The sequence below is a fragment of the Nocardia sp. NPDC058640 genome (assembly GCF_042716995.1).
GTDB lineage: Bacteria > Actinomycetota > Actinomycetes > Mycobacteriales > Mycobacteriaceae > Nocardia.
This window is the reverse complement of sequence record NZ_JBHXRG010000012.1, coordinates 51,356-64,686: the sequence shown is the minus strand read 5'-3', so window position 1 is coordinate 64,686 and position 13,331 is coordinate 51,356. Positions and strand designations below refer to the sequence as shown.

At 67.7% G+C, this 13,331-nt stretch carries 13 protein-coding genes and 1 pseudogene; 5 read left to right on the top strand and 9 right to left on the bottom strand.

The annotated features are described in order from the left end of the window. Positions 1-64 precede the first annotated feature (64 nt). The 3 genes from ACFWU5_RS15740 to ACFWU5_RS15730 all read right to left on the bottom strand — a co-directional run bounded on the left by ACFWU5_RS15740 (position 65) and on the right by ACFWU5_RS15730 (position 2,524). On the bottom strand, positions 65-1,072 hold the full coding sequence (locus ACFWU5_RS15740) for an ATP-binding protein (RefSeq protein ID WP_379267685.1): 1,008 nt from the start codon (positions 1,070-1,072) through the stop codon (positions 65-67). Between the two features lie 11 nt (positions 1,073-1,083). Next, on the bottom strand, positions 1,084-1,773 hold the full coding sequence (locus tag ACFWU5_RS15735; protein ID WP_379242047.1) for a response regulator: 690 nt from the start codon (positions 1,771-1,773) through the stop codon (positions 1,084-1,086). Positions 1,774-1,843: 70 nt separating this feature from the next. Next, complete coding sequence (locus tag ACFWU5_RS15730; RefSeq protein ID WP_379242046.1) at positions 1,844-2,524, bottom strand: TetR/AcrR family transcriptional regulator; 681 nt, start codon at positions 2,522-2,524, stop codon at positions 1,844-1,846. Between the two features lie 146 nt (positions 2,525-2,670). Between ACFWU5_RS15730 and ACFWU5_RS15725 the strand changes: the two genes are divergently transcribed. Then, entirely contained in the window at positions 2,671-4,245 is a 1,575-nt protein-coding gene (locus ACFWU5_RS15725) for a succinic semialdehyde dehydrogenase (RefSeq protein ID WP_379267684.1), read from the top strand. A gap of 30 nt (positions 4,246-4,275) precedes the next feature. Continuing rightward, positions 4,276-5,103, top strand: a complete 828-nt coding sequence (locus tag ACFWU5_RS15720) for an SDR family oxidoreductase (protein ID WP_379267645.1) — start codon at positions 4,276-4,278, stop codon at positions 5,101-5,103. On the opposite strand, the gene ACFWU5_RS15715 is transcribed toward ACFWU5_RS15720, so the two are convergent. Both ACFWU5_RS15715 and ACFWU5_RS15710 read right to left on the bottom strand, forming a co-directional pair. Continuing rightward, positions 5,087-5,962 (bottom strand): putative protein N(5)-glutamine methyltransferase, encoded by an 876-nt coding sequence (locus tag ACFWU5_RS15715; protein WP_379242044.1) that lies wholly within the window; start codon positions 5,960-5,962, stop codon positions 5,087-5,089. The two genes, ACFWU5_RS15720 and ACFWU5_RS15715, sit on opposite strands and share 17 nt — an antisense overlap. Before the next feature lie 96 nt (positions 5,963-6,058). After that, entirely contained in the window at positions 6,059-6,931 is an 873-nt protein-coding gene (locus tag ACFWU5_RS15710) for an ElyC/SanA/YdcF family protein (protein WP_379267644.1), read from the bottom strand. A 179-nt stretch (positions 6,932-7,110) separates the two neighbouring features. Between ACFWU5_RS15710 and ACFWU5_RS15705 the strand changes: the two genes are divergently transcribed. After that, a complete protein-coding gene (locus ACFWU5_RS15705) occupies positions 7,111-7,962 on the top strand; it encodes a bifunctional 5,10-methylenetetrahydrofolate dehydrogenase/5,10-methenyltetrahydrofolate cyclohydrolase (protein WP_379242043.1) in 852 nt (283 codons plus the stop codon). 218 nt (positions 7,963-8,180) lie between these two features. On the opposite strand, the gene ACFWU5_RS15700 is transcribed toward ACFWU5_RS15705, so the two are convergent. The 3 genes and pseudogenes from ACFWU5_RS15700 to ACFWU5_RS15690 all read right to left on the bottom strand — a co-directional run bounded on the left by ACFWU5_RS15700 (position 8,181) and on the right by ACFWU5_RS15690 (position 10,996). Continuing rightward, positions 8,181-9,560 carry a hypothetical protein gene (locus tag ACFWU5_RS15700; protein WP_379242042.1) on the bottom strand — a complete coding sequence of 460 codons (1,380 nt, stop codon included), beginning with the start codon at positions 9,558-9,560 and terminating at the stop codon, positions 8,181-8,183. Between the two features lie 111 nt (positions 9,561-9,671). Further along, positions 9,672-10,085: pseudogene (locus ACFWU5_RS15695) on the bottom strand (L,D-transpeptidase); the annotation flags it as partial. A 251-nt stretch (positions 10,086-10,336) separates the two neighbouring features. Continuing rightward, positions 10,337-10,996, bottom strand: coding sequence for a cyclodeaminase/cyclohydrolase family protein (locus ACFWU5_RS15690; RefSeq protein WP_379242041.1), 660 nt, complete (start codon positions 10,994-10,996; stop codon positions 10,337-10,339). A gap of 134 nt (positions 10,997-11,130) precedes the next feature. On the opposite strand from ACFWU5_RS15690, the gene ACFWU5_RS15685 reads away from it, so the two are divergent. Next, entirely contained in the window at positions 11,131-12,168 is a 1,038-nt protein-coding gene (locus tag ACFWU5_RS15685) for an LLM class F420-dependent oxidoreductase (protein ID WP_379242040.1), read from the top strand. Positions 12,169-12,267: 99 nt separating this feature from the next. Here the strand turns inward: ACFWU5_RS15685 and ACFWU5_RS15680 are convergent, their stop codons facing one another. Continuing rightward, positions 12,268-12,603, bottom strand: a complete 336-nt coding sequence (locus ACFWU5_RS15680) for an STAS domain-containing protein (protein ID WP_379242039.1) — start codon at positions 12,601-12,603, stop codon at positions 12,268-12,270. 207 nt (positions 12,604-12,810) lie between these two features. Between ACFWU5_RS15680 and ACFWU5_RS15675 the strand changes: the two genes are divergently transcribed. Then, a complete protein-coding gene (locus ACFWU5_RS15675) occupies positions 12,811-13,290 on the top strand; it encodes a cation:proton antiporter regulatory subunit (RefSeq protein WP_379242038.1) in 480 nt (159 codons plus the stop codon). The last annotated feature ends 41 nt before the right edge of the window (positions 13,291-13,331 follow it).

Genomic DNA, 13,331 nt, shown 5'->3' with positions numbered 1-13,331 from the left:
TCCGATAGGTATGCGAAATCATCCCGGGGCCGAAGTACCGGGAAAGTGGTCTCAAAACGGAAAGTCAGTCCCTGGGCAGGACGACGCGAATACGTGAACCGGGATCGGCGACAGCGATGCTGCCCCCGTGTAGGTCGATCACCCAGCGAGCAATGGCAAGGCCGAGCCCCGTCCCGCCCCCGTCGGTGCGCCCCCCGCGGGTGAATCGGTCGAACACAGTGGCGCGCTCAGCTTCTGGAATACCGGGCCCGTCATCCACAATCTCGAGCACCGTCCCCTCTGCCGAATCAGACACCGCCACAAGCACTTCACCCCCGGAAGGCCCGTGTCGAGCAGCATTGTCGAGCAGATTGAACAGCACCTGATGCAACCGAGCCCGGTCCGCGAACACGGTCGCATCGGCAGGCTCGATCGAGGTCGTGAACCGCACCCCACGCCCGAGCGCAGCCGTCATCACCTCCGCCTCCGCGATCACATCGGCCAACAGTGTTGCCACCGGCAAGGTTTCGCGATCCAGCGTGAAAACCCCCGCTTCGATGCTGGACAGATCCAACAGCTCCGACACCAGCAACCCGAGCCGCTCGGTCTGCGCCAGTGCGGTCCGCAACGTCGCCGGATCGGGTTCGCTCACCCCGTCCACCAAATTCTCGAGCACTGCCCGCAACGCCGTCACCGGCGTACGCAGCTCATGCGACACATTGGCGATGAGATCGCGCCGCTGCCGATCCGCCGCGGCCAGATCAGCGGCCATCTGGTTGAACGCGACAGCGAGCTGACCGACTTCATCCTGCGAGGTAGCACGTACCCGAAAGCTGTAGTCGCCGTGCGCCATTCGCCGTGCAGCCGACGTCATCTCCCGCAACGGTCGGGTGATTCCGTGCGCGAGGAACTGCGAGGTGATCAACGCGATCCCGAACGCGGCCATGGTGGTCAGCGGCGGCAACCACCCGATCTTCACCCGGAAGTACCCGAACGCCACCCCACCCGAGCACAACATCAACACCGCCAGCTTGAGCTTGATCGACCGCAACCGGTCCAACGGCCGCGGCAGCACATCGGCGATCCGGTCCAGCAGCGTCGCGGTCATCGCGCGTCCAAGGCGTAACCGACACCGTGCACGGTGCGGATGAGATCGGCACCGAGCTTGCGCCGCAACGCTTTCACGTGCGAATCCACCGCCCGTGTCCCCGCCGCATCGGACCAGTCCCAGATGTCCTCGAGCAGCCGCTCGCGCGCCAACACCGCCCGCGGACGTTGCGCCAGCCGGGTCAACAGATCGAATTCCAGTGGGGTGAGCCGGGCTTCGATGTCCCCACGCCACACCCGTCGCTCGGCGAGATCGATCCGCAGATCACCCACGACGATGCTGTTGTCGCCCCGCTCGAGCGCCCGGTCCACCCGCCGCAACAGCGCGTGCACCCGCGCGGCCAGCACCCGCATCGAAAACGGTTTAGTGAGATAGTCATCGGCACCGACCCCCAGGCCCACCAGCTGATCGGTCTCGTCGGTGCGCGCGGTGAGCATGAGAACGGGCACGTGCCGCTCGGCCTGGATGCGACGGCACACTTCGAGGCCGTCGAACCCCGGCAGCATCACATCCAACACCACCAGATCCGGTTCCCTCGCCGCAGCCGCGGCCACCGCCCCCGGCCCGTCGTGCGCCAACTCCACCGCGAACCCTTCGGCCCGCAATCGTGCCGCGATCGACTCGGCGATGGTCACCTCGTCGTCCACGACCAGAATCCGGCGTTGCGCGGACCCACTGTTTTCCATGGTGCGACCCTAGCGAGCCGGTGTGGAGGGATCCTGAGTCAAATGTGGAGATTGTGTGTGCAGCGCGGACCTACGGATCCGGGAACAGACCGGGCAGTTCCATCGCGTAGGCGAGATCGTCGCGCGTACCCAGGGTCACCAGCAGCACCCGGATCATGGTCACCCGCGCCTCCGATGTCAGCGCCGGATCGGGATCGCTGCCCGGTTCCGCGCCCATGGTGAGCCGGTAGACGATGTATTCGCACACGTGCAGCGCCGCATCCAGGTCAAGGGGCGTTGGCACCGGACGGCCGAGTTCGACGAACGTCTTGCGCACCAGATCGCGAATATCGTCCAGGGCCCGCTCGCGATACGCCGACACCGGCGAGCCCGGATCGTGCAGTTCCGCGAACAACGGCCGCAGCATCGGACCGTGCCCGCGCGCCCAGTCCACATACGCGTCGATCAGCCGAATACCCAGCCGAACGGGCTCGTCGGTGCCGACCAGGGCATCCCGAATGCCACCGACAAGACCCTCGTTGGACACGTCCAGCACCGCGTGCAGCGGCTCGGACGCATTGCCGAAATAGCGGTAGAACGTCGGCCTGGCCAGCCCGGCCTGCTCGATGATCTGTGCGACGCTCAGCCCGCGAGAGCCATTGCGCGCGAACACCGCGGCGGTCGCCTCGACGATCCTGGCCCGGACCTCATCGGCCTGTTCCCGCGTTTGCGGCGGGCGCCCGCGACGCACCGCCGTCGATTCCTCGGTCATCGCACCACCCTCACCATCGGCGCACACACACTGAAAGCTTGACACGAACCAGGTCGCACGGATTAATCTAACACTAGTGTTCAGCAAATAGCCTGAACATGCGCGAGCAGTTGCGCGTGAACGATCTCGAGGAAGTAGGGCCGACGATGACGACAGCCCCCGAGCTGACCGCCGAACCCACCGCGCTGCCCACCGCGCTGGTCAAGCCCCTGTACGAGCGCGGAGTCGCCGGTGGCGCACCGTCGGTACCGGTCTTCGCCCCCGCCACCGGCCACAAGATCGGTGACCTGCCGCAGTCCTCGGTCGCCGATATCGAACGCGCCTTCGCCGTGGCCAGGCACGCGCAGCGCGACTGGGCCAAGGTGCCGGTCAAGCAGCGCGCGGAGATCGTGCGCCGCTTCCACGACATCGTGCTCGCCGAGCAGGACACCGTGCTGGACATCATTCAGACCGAGACCGGCAAGTCCCGCCCGCACGCCTTCGACGAGATCGCCGACGTCGCGCTGAACTCGCGCTACTACGCCACCGTCGCGCCCAAGCTGTTGGCCGACCGCAAGCCGCGCGGTGTGCTGCCGGTGCTCACCTCGGTGGAGGTGCACCACCGTCCCAAGGGCGTCGTCGCGGTCATCTCGCCGTGGAACTACCCCCTCGCGCTGTCGGCGTCCGACGCGCTGCCCGCCCTGATCGCGGGCAACGCGGTCATCGCGCGCCCCGACAACCAGACCGCCCTGTCGGCGCTGTGGGCCATCGACGCCGCCGAGCGCGCGGGCCTGCCCCGTGGCCTGTGGCAGGCCGTGCTGGGCCGTGGTCGCGAGATCGGCGGCGATGTGATCGCCCGCGCGGACTACGTCGACTACACCGGTTCCAGCGCCACCGGCCGCACCATCGCCCAGCAGGCCGGTGAGCGTCTGATCGGCTACTCGCTCGAGCTCGGCGGCAAGAACCCGCTGCTCGTGCTGGCCGACGCCGACGTCTCCAAGGCCGCGAAACTGGCTGTGCGCGCATGCTTCTCGTCCGCGGGCCAGCTGTGCGAGTCGATGGAACGCATCTACGTCGACGCCTCGGTCTACGACCAGTTCGTCGCCGAATTCGTGGGCAACGTCAAGAACATGTCGCTGGGTGGCGAGCTGGACTACAGCCGCGACATGGGCTCGCTGACCTTCCAACGTCAGCTGGACACCGTGTCCGCGCACGTGAACGACGCGGTCGCCAAGGGCGCCAAGGTGCTCGCCGGTGGCCGGGCCCGCCCGGATCTGGGCCCGTACTTCTACGAGCCCACCGTGCTCGCCGACGTCGCGCCCGGCATGACGGTCTACCGCGAGGAGACCTTCGGCCCGGTCGTGTCGGTCTACAAGGTCGACTCCGACGACGCCGCCGTCGAGGCCGCCAACGACACCGCCTACGGCCTCAACGCCAGCGTGTGGAGCCGCGATGTCAACCGCGGCAAGGCCGTTGCCGCCCGGATCAACGCGGGCTCGGTCAACGTCAACGAAGGCTTCAGCGCCGCGTGGGGCAGCGTCGACGCGCCGTCGGGTGGCCTCGGCATCTCCGGTCAGGGTCGTCGCCACGGCCCCGAGGGTCTGCTGAAGTACATCGACACCCAGACCATCGCGGTGCAGCGACTGCTGCCGATCGCGCCGCTGCCCGGCATGTCGGAGCAGATGTGGGCCAAGACGATGACGCTGACCTTCAGCATCTTGAAGTCGCTGCGCCAGAAGTAGTGTTGTGAACACCGAGCAGGGGTACTGGAAATGAAGCTGGAAACGGTCGCGGGCAAGCGGGTGCTGGTCACCGGCGCCGCCATGGGTCTGGGCAAACTGTTCGCCGAGCGTGCGGTGGCCGAGGGTGCCGACGCGGTGGTGCTGTGGGATATCAACGAGTTGGCGTTGCGCGAGACCGCCGCGCAGTTGACCGCCGCGGGCGGCAAGGTGCACTACTACGTGGTGGACGTGTCGTCGCAGGACTCGATCCGTGAGGCGGGCGAAGCCGTGCGCAAGGAGGTCGGCGGCATCGACATCCTGGTCAACAACGCCGGCATCGTGCGTGGCAACACCTACTTCTGGGAAACCGAGAACCGCGCCGACATCGACAAGACGATGGCGATCAACTCGCTGGCCCCGATGTACACCACCCTGGAGTTCCTGCCCGGCATGGTCGCCGGTGCCGGACAGGCGCGCGTGCTCAATATCGCGTCCTCGGCCGGACTGGTCGCCAACCCGCGCATGGCCGTGTACGCGGCGTCGAAGTGGGCGGCGCTGGGCTGGTCGGACTCGGTGCGCCTCGAGCTCGAGCAGGCCGGCCACGACCACGTGAAGGTCACCACGGTCTGCCCGACCTACATCAACACCGGCATGTTCGACGGTGCCAAGGGCATTCTCTTCACGCCGATGCTCGAGCAGAACGATGTGGTCGACACGTCGTGGCGGGAGATGAAAAACGGTGGGGCACTGGTGGTTCTGCCGTGGACCTCGCGGATGAACCGGGCGCTGACCGGTTTGCTGCCGATCAAGATCCGTGACCTGTACCTGAACGCGGTGGGCGTGTACCACTCGATGGATCAGTTCACCGGCCGCAAGTAGGCCGTCGGTTGCCCCCGTCCGCCGGTCGTCGTCGCGACCGGGTGGACGGGGGCATTCCTGTGTCACGGGTGCCCACGACCACTGTGGCGTAGTACTCGTCGGACTGGACGACACCGGCCGCGAGACCGTGCGACGCGAGCACTTCGCAGGCCGTATCCACTTGTCCCGCACCGGTTTCCACCAGCACCGTGCCGCCCGGCGCCAGCCACTGCGCGGCACCTTCGGCGACTCGACGCAGCACATCGAGACCATCCACACCACCGTCCAACGCGGTCAGCGGCTCGTATTCGCGCGCTTCCGGCGGCAACCGCGCGACCTGGTCGCTGGGCACGTAGGGAGTGTTCGCGAGCAGGATGTCGATGCGCCCGCGCAGGTCGCCGGGCAGCGCGTCGAACAGATCACCGCCGAACACCGGTGCGCTCAACGGCGCCAGATTCTCCCGCGCGCACGCCACCGCCACAGGGTCGATATCGGCGGCGACCAGTTCGACCTCGCAACCACCGGCGGTGAGCTCCGTCGCGGCGGTCAGGCCGAGAGCTCCGCAGCCGCAACACAAGTCGACTACGCACGCCTGTGTCGTCCCCGGTGCCACACAGTCCACAGCTTGTTCGACCAACAGTGCTGTGCGTTGCCGTGGCACGAACACTCCGGGATGTACACCCACCCGAACGCCGCGAAATTCCACCCAGCCGAGCAGATATTCCAGGGGTGTCCCCGACATGCGCTGTCCGACCAAGGCTTCCAGTCGCACCGGGTCGTGCGCCGCCGCCTCGAGCAGCAGCGCGGCCTCGTCCTCGGCGAACACGCACCCCGCGCGCCGCAACGCGACGGTCACGTCGGTGAGCAGCGGGGGACCCATCGTGTGATTGTCCCCTGTCGGACAACCTGATTTTCGGCATTGGCACCGAATAGGGGCACTGGACAGTCTTGCGCCCCTGGCACAGTGACGCGGGGTCTAGCGGGAGCTGTCGAGTTCGAAGGTGCGGGTCGCGTCGAGGTAGATCCCGCGCTGGGCGCTGCGCGCGGGCGGCGGCAGCTGGGAAACCAACTGCTCGAGGGACGTCATCGCCCCGACCACATGCGTGCCGGCCACGATGAAATCGGCGACCGCGCGCCGAATATGGTTCGGCGAGGTCACCACCACGGCGCTGTGCACACCGAGATCGCGCAGCAGACGAGTGCTGAACAGTGCGTTCTGCACGGTCGACCCGGCCCGATCTTCGACGTGGATGCGGTCGCCGGGCAACCCGCGCGCGACCAGCCAGCGTCGCATCGCCTCGGCTTCGGAGATCCCGTTCTGCGGGTTGCCGCCGGTCACGACCACCGGCGAGAACGGCGCCGCGACCGCTTGCAACCAGGCCGCGGTCAGACGGTTCTCCAGCTCGGGACGCAGGGCTCCGTCGGGCAGCAGGCCGTAGCCCAGAACCACGATGCCGGTCTGCGGGCCGACAAGCGCGGGTAGGGGATTTGGCAGGGTGGACGCGGCGGCGGTCACGGCGTGCAGGACATGGTTGGTGCCTGCGGCTTTGGCGGGGTCGATCGCGCCGAGTCGTCCGAGCGCGTCACCGACTGCAGCCTGATCGCCCGCATAATGCGACCAAATCGCGTGCAGCGCAAGCGCTTCGGCGTCATGGGGGTCCGCGGCGATGAGAGCGCGCAGGTCCGCGCGACCCGCGACATCGTCACCGTCGGTGAAGTGCTGTTGCGCGGAGTTGTAGAGCGCGGTCACATTCGATTCCGCGATGGCGGGTCCGACAGTGGTGCCCGTCAATGCGGCCGCGGTGACGACAGCGGCGGCCAGTTGTTTCCAGTGCCTCGAGATCTTCACGGCAGTCGCAACCCTTCCCGCGAACGGTTCGGTACGTGCTGGCAGAACTTCGGTACGTGCTGGCAGAGCTGCCGACACCGTACGACCGCACGTGCGGCCCGTGGTCGACCTCGACCAGCTTGCGCGCGTCGCGGCCCGGCGGCGGATCGTGGACGCGGCGGCGGATAAGGTGTCTCACCGTGGATACCGCTTCGCTGACCGGCAAGGAACTCGCCGCCGCCATCAACGCCGACTCGAAACAGCGCGCGGCCGCGCTCACCGCCGCGGGCACCGCGCCGACGCTGGCCCTGATCGTGGCCAACGACGACCCGGCCAGCACCTGGTACGTGAACTCGCTGCGCAAGGCCGCCGAACGTCTCGGCATCGCCTGCGAACGCATCGATCTGGGCGCTGACGCCAGTGCCGAGACGATCCGCGCCGAACTGCGCGCCCGCAGCGCCGACCCCGCCACCGACGCGATCATGCTGCAGACCCCGCTGCCGCTGGGCGTGAACCTCGACGACGTGAGCTCCGAGATCGCCGCGACCAAGGACGTCGACGGCGTCAGCCCGCTGTCACTGGGCCTGCTCGCCTCGGGCCTGGACGGCTTCGTACCCGCCACCTCCGAAGCTGTGGTCGAACTGTTGAAGCATCACGGCATCGCCCTGCAGGGCCGCCTGGTCACCGTGGTCGGGCGCTCCAACATCGTCGGCAAGCCCCTGGCCCAGCTGCTGCTCGCCGAGAACGCCACCGTCACCGTCGCCCACTCCCGCACCACCGACCTGGCCGCGGTCACCGCCCCCGCCGACATCGTGGTCGCCGCGGCAGGCCGCATCGGCCTGGTCACCGGCAAGCACATCAATGAAGGTGCCGTCGTGATCGACGTGGGCACCAACGAAGCCGAAGACGGCAAGATCGTCGGCGACGTCGACGCCGCCTCGGTCCTGGGCAAGGCCTCAGCCCTGAGCCCCGTCCCCGGCGGCGTCGGCCCCGTGACCACAGCGCTGCTCATGCGCCACGTGGTGGTCGCGGCCGAAAAAGCCCGCGGCTGAACAACTGCACGGCGGCGACAGGCGAAAAGGTCTGAGGCCGAACAGTTGTGCGGTCGTCGCGATCGAGAACGGCGGCGGCCGACCAGCTTTCGGGGTAGCGGTGTAACCCCGTTCAGCTCGGGCGCGGAGCTGACCTCAAAGGTCCGTCAACGTCTTGTTGCCGAGAACGGCTGCGGCTGACCAGCTTTCGAGTGTCAGCCGCGAAACCTCGTTCGGGTTCAGCGCGGAGCTGACCCGAACGAGCTGATCAACGTCTTGCCGCCGACCTCGGCCGTGCCCACCAGTTGCGGCGTGTACGTGCTCGGCGCGGCATCGGGCCGGAACGCGGTCACCTTCACCAGGTACTGCCCGGCGAACGCACCCGGCGTGATCTCCACACAGTGCGTGGTCCCCACCGGCGTGGAGTCGATCCCGGCCTGGATCGCGGCCGCCGACGGGGCAACCGCTTCGGCGGCCACCAATGTGCGCGCCTGATCACCGGACCGCGCAACGTAATACGCGTGCTGGAAGGCCAGAATCGCGGCAATGCCGGAATCGGTGCCGCCTTCGCCCTTGCCGCGCACCATGGTGCCGATCTGCTCGGTGGGGCACGCGGCGGTCACCGGACCGGCCGAGGTCGGCACCAGCGGAGTGCTCGTCGACGTGGATGTCGGTGAGGGCTCCCGCAATTGGAGATAGGTGCCCCCCAGCAGCACGGCCCCCGCCACCGAGGCCGCCAGCGGCCCCACCCAGCGAGGCACGCGCCGCCGCTTCGAACGGTCGATCATCCGAGCGAAAACCGCGTCGTCACCGTTGTAATCAGGTGCGGGACGCGAGGGTTCGTTGCCGTTCGCGCTGGGTCGAGACGGGGCAGCGCCCGCACCGAGTCCGTCGGCCGCCCGTGGCGGGAACGTGTCCGCGCCCTGGGGTGCAGATGTGGGTCGAGGCGGGAACGTGTCCGCATCCAGAGGTGCGGGCGCGGGGCGCGGCGGGAACGTATCCGCACCGGAAAGGTCGAGTGCGTGGTGTGCCGGAAAGGTGTCCGCACCGGACAGATTGAGCATGTTCGCACCGGGCAGTTCGAGCGCGGGGCGCGGCGGAAACGTGTCCGCGCTGTGGAAAGCAGGTGCGGAGCCGGGGGTGCGGTGATCGGCAGCCGGCTGGGCATTCGCCGCCCCGCGCGCCGACCGCGAAGCGTCCTTCCATCCCGGCGGAGCGGCGATGACCGGCAGCTGATCGGTATCAGGCCCGTTGTCGCCGATCGAGAACGCGATATCCGGACTGGCTGGGTCCCAACCGTCTGGACCCGGATCAGCCTGACCATTTCGGTCTGAATCACCCTGCCTCGCACCGGGATCGAACTTCCCACCCACCACGGGCAGCCGATCGGTGACGTAACTGTCCGCCGCCGAAATCACCGGAATCCCAGCGGGAGTGGTCGGCCCGCCTTCGATTCGATGACGAGCACCGCCCGCGGGCTGCTCGCTGAGTCGGCGGGGCCGTGGCGCACCGATATCGCGCGAGCGCCGGATCGGGGTGACAGCCGCCAGCGGTGCACCGGCCGATCCCGGTTCCTGCCGCCTAGCCCCGATCGGTCTGTGCGCTTCCGGTCGATCCATCGCCCCACCTTCATCAGGCTCGTCGCCGTCAGGGTATGTCCCGCAACGATTTCGTTACGGGCACGATACTGCCCTGACGGCGTGTTCGCCGAATGCCACGAGGGAAAATGTTTACCAGTGCACGTACACCTCGTCGCCGATGCCGACATTGTCGAAGTACCAGGCGGCGTCGCCGGGTGCGAGATTGATGCAGCCGTGGCTCACGTTGGCGTTGCCCTGCGAGTCGACCGACCAGGGTGCCGAGTGCACCATCACCCCACCCCAGGTCAGGCGCACGGCGTATTCGCCGTCGATGATGTAGCCCTCGGGGTCTTCCAGCGGGATGCCGATCGTGCGCGAATCGAACACCACCGAGCGGTCCTTCTCGAGGACGCTGAACGTGCCGGTCGGCGTTTCGAAACCGGGCTTGCCCATCGAGGCGGGCATCACGCGCGTTTCGCCGTTCGCGGTGACCGTGAACGTGTGGTTCGACAGGTCAGCCACGGCATAGGTGCCGCCGCCGTACTGGGTTCGTTGGCCTCCGATCAGGTCCGCGGACGCGGTTGTCGACCAAGCCACGCCCAACAACGCTGCCATGATCGCGACGAACAGGAAACGAATTGCGTTCCTCATAAACGCCACCCCTTCACTCACTCGTAGGCGGAAACCAAGTCTAGGCCGACATGATCAACTCGACCTATCGAAGTGGTAACGGCCACCGGGTAACGCGGTGTGTCGTCTTGCGTTCGCGCTGGTGAGGACTAGGAAATATCGTTCCCTGTTCGAGACCGGCGGGCTCAGCCGCGCACGGCCCGCAGCACATCGCCGTGCAGCGCGTCCGCACGCGCGGCGATGGTGTCCACCCGCAGCAGCGCGGCGGCGAACGCGTCGCCCAGTTCCGCGGGCAGCGAGCCGACATTGATCTCGATATTGAGCTGCGAACTCATCGCCGCGGCACGGGCGGCGTCGGCGGCGGCACCGATATCGGTGACCACATTGGGGTTGCCGATCGGCAGCAGTTCCGCGGCCAGCGACAGGATCTCGTCGGCCTCGTCGACCACCGCGGCGGGTACCCGCGCGGCTTCCACCAGTGCCGCGTTGATCGCCGCGGTGCGCGCCGCGATCTCGTCGTCGGTGTCCTTGGGCAGCTTGTACGCGGCACCGACGGCGGTGAACGCGGCGGCGTCGGCGTCGGCCAGTACCAGCGACCTGGCCAGCGCCGCATCGGCGGCCACGATGAGCTGGTCGATCACCGGACGGTTCACCGCGTCCTTGGCGCGCGTGGTGTACCGGGCAACCATCGCCACCAGCGCGGCGGCCTGCGCGGCGTGCAGCGCGGCCACGGCACCGCCACCGGGCGCGGGCACCTTCGCGGCCAGTTCCGTCAGATAGTGCTCCAGGGTCACCGAACCGAAGGAGGGGGCGAGCTGCTGCGGTGACACGGTGGGCTGCGACACGACGGGCCTTTCGGTATGGGAAATCCTGGTCTCAACGCTACCGCGTGCCTGTCCACGCACCCCGCTCGACCAGCACCTGTGCGTACAGACCGACCGGTCGGGGTGCGCGGAAACCCCGAGGCTATGTTGAAACCATGCGGATCGGATTGAGCATCAACTATTCGGGCGGTTTCAAGGAGACGGCGGCCGAGGTCGCCGACCTGGAACGCGCGGGCCTGGACATCGTGTTCGTGCCGGAGGCGTACTCGTTCGACGCCGTGAGCGCGCTGGGTTACCTGGCCGCGCGCACCGAGCGCGTGCAGCTGGCCTCGGGCATCCTGCAGCTGTACACCCGCACGCCCAGCCTGACCGCGATGACCGCGGCGGGCCTGGACTACGTGTCCGACGGCCGTTTCATCCTGGGCATCGGCGCCTCGGGCCCGCAGGTGATCGAGGGCTTCCACGGCGTGCCCTATGACGCCCCGATCGGTCGCACCCGCGAAATGGTCGAGATCTGCCGCAAGGTGTGGCGTCGCGAGAAGCTCAACTACCAGGGCAAGTACTACCAGATCCCGCTGCCCGCCGACCGTGGCACGGGCTTGGGCAAAGAGCTCAAACTGATCAATCACCCTGTCCGCGAAGACATTCCGGTGCTGCTGGCGGCGCTGGGCCCGAAGAACGTGGAGCTGGCCGCCGAGGTCGCCAACGGCTGGCAGCCGATCTTCTTCCTGCCGGAGAAGGCCAAGGATGTGTGGGGCGACGCGGTGGCCGCGGGCAAGGCCAAGCGCGATCCGGCACTGGGCGAGCTCGACATCTTCGCGGGCCCCGCACTGGCCATCGGCGAGAACGTCACCCCGCTGCTCGAATTCGTGAAGCCGCACCTGGCGCTGTACATCGGCGGCATGGGCGCCAAGGGCAAGAACTTCTATCACACCCTGGCCACCAAGTACGGCTACGGCGAGGCCGCCGACCGCATCCAGGAGCTGTACCTGGCCGGCGACAAGCAGGGTGCCGCCAACGCCGTCCCCGACGAGCTGGTGCGCGATGTGTCGCTGATCGGACCCGAGAGCTTCGTCAAGGAGCGCATCGCGGCGATGGCCGACGCGGGCGTCACCACGCTGAACGTCACGCCGATCGCCGAGGATTCCGCGGGCCGGATCAAGCTGATCGAGCAGCTGCGCACGCTGTGCTGATTCACTGAAAGCTGACCTACTGATACGACAAACGCGCCGCCCACCGGAGAAGTCCGGTGGGCGGCGCGTTCTGTTCTGTCAGGACGTGAACGACGTCTGTCAGGACGTGAACGACGCCAAGGCGGCCGCCAGCGTGGTGTGCATGGCGAACACCTGGTCCAGGCTCGTCAACTTCAGCTGACGGCTGGTGGCGGGACCGTCGGCCACGACCGCGATCGAGGTGGTCTCACCTGCCCGCTGATGCGCCGCGACCAGGGTCGCCATGCCCGCCGAGGCCAGGAACCCGACCGCGGTCAGGTCGATCACCAGCGTCGCCGGTTTGTCGGCCAGGATGGTCTCGATGGTGGCGTCCAGCGCCGGTGCGGTGGACAGGTCGACCTCGCCGGTCACCGTCAGCACCGTCACGCCGTCGTGTACCGCCGTCGTGGTGGTCATCGTGTCCGTGAGTGGATACGCGTCTCCGGGAGAGTTGGTCACCGTTCAACAACACACAACTTCGCCCGAATACGCAAGCCACCGCCCTTGACAGCACAAATCCGCCGGGCGGGGAGCGCGGTGCTGTCGACGGCCTCCTGCGGTCGGCCCGCCGGGCTGCGCAGGGTAGGGGCTGGCGTTCTCGCGATGTCGTCGTACTGTGAGGGCGTGAACATCGATGTGACGCCGTTACCGGGAATCGGCGTATGCAAGGACTTTCCGTTGGCGCAGGCGCGTCGCCGGATCGGCGTGATCGAACACCGTGACGGCACCGTCGACCTGGTGGTCTCGCGCGCCGGTGACTACGACTCGACCACCTCGATTCCATTGTCGGGCACCGAGATCGGCGTACTCGCCGGACTGCTGGGCGCCCCGCAGGTGGTGCAGAAGAAACGGGAAACCCACGGCGCGGACGAGCTGTCGACCAGGCAGCTGGCCATCGATCGCGGCAGCCCCTTCGACGGTAAGGCCTTGCGCGACACCGCGATGCGCACCCGCACCAAAGCGTCGGTGGTCGCGGTCGTGCGCGCGGGCGAGGTAACCCCGTCGCCGGGAACGGATTTCACCTTCATCGCCGGTGACCTCGTCGTTGTGATCGGTACCGACAAAGGCCTCGACGCGGCGGAACGGCTGCTCAATGCCGGTTGAGAATTCCTGCGAATAGTAAAGAGCAGGTAAGGTATCGCCTA

Excerpts from the sequence above, each read along its gene's own strand:
- ACFWU5_RS15735 (WP_379242047.1), bottom strand. The coding sequence starts at position 1,773 with ATGGAAAACAGTGGGTCCGCGCAACGCCGGATTCTGGTCGTGGACGAC.
- ACFWU5_RS15730 (WP_379242046.1), bottom strand. The coding sequence starts at position 2,524 with ATGACCGAGGAATCGACGGCGGTGCGTCGCGGGCGCCCGCCGCAAACG.
- ACFWU5_RS15725 (WP_379267684.1), top strand. The coding sequence starts at position 2,671 with ATGACGACAGCCCCCGAGCTGACCGCCGAACCCACCGCGCTGCCCACC.
- ACFWU5_RS15720 (WP_379267645.1), top strand. The coding sequence starts at position 4,276 with ATGAAGCTGGAAACGGTCGCGGGCAAGCGGGTGCTGGTCACCGGCGCC.
- ACFWU5_RS15715 (WP_379242044.1), bottom strand. The coding sequence starts at position 5,962 with ATGGGTCCCCCGCTGCTCACCGACGTGACCGTCGCGTTGCGGCGCGCG.
- ACFWU5_RS15700 (WP_379242042.1), bottom strand. The coding sequence starts at position 9,560 with ATGGATCGACCGGAAGCGCACAGACCGATCGGGGCTAGGCGGCAGGAA.
- ACFWU5_RS15685 (WP_379242040.1), top strand. The coding sequence starts at position 11,131 with ATGCGGATCGGATTGAGCATCAACTATTCGGGCGGTTTCAAGGAGACG.
- ACFWU5_RS15680 (WP_379242039.1), bottom strand. The coding sequence starts at position 12,603 with ATGACCACCACGACGGCGGTACACGACGGCGTGACGGTGCTGACGGTG.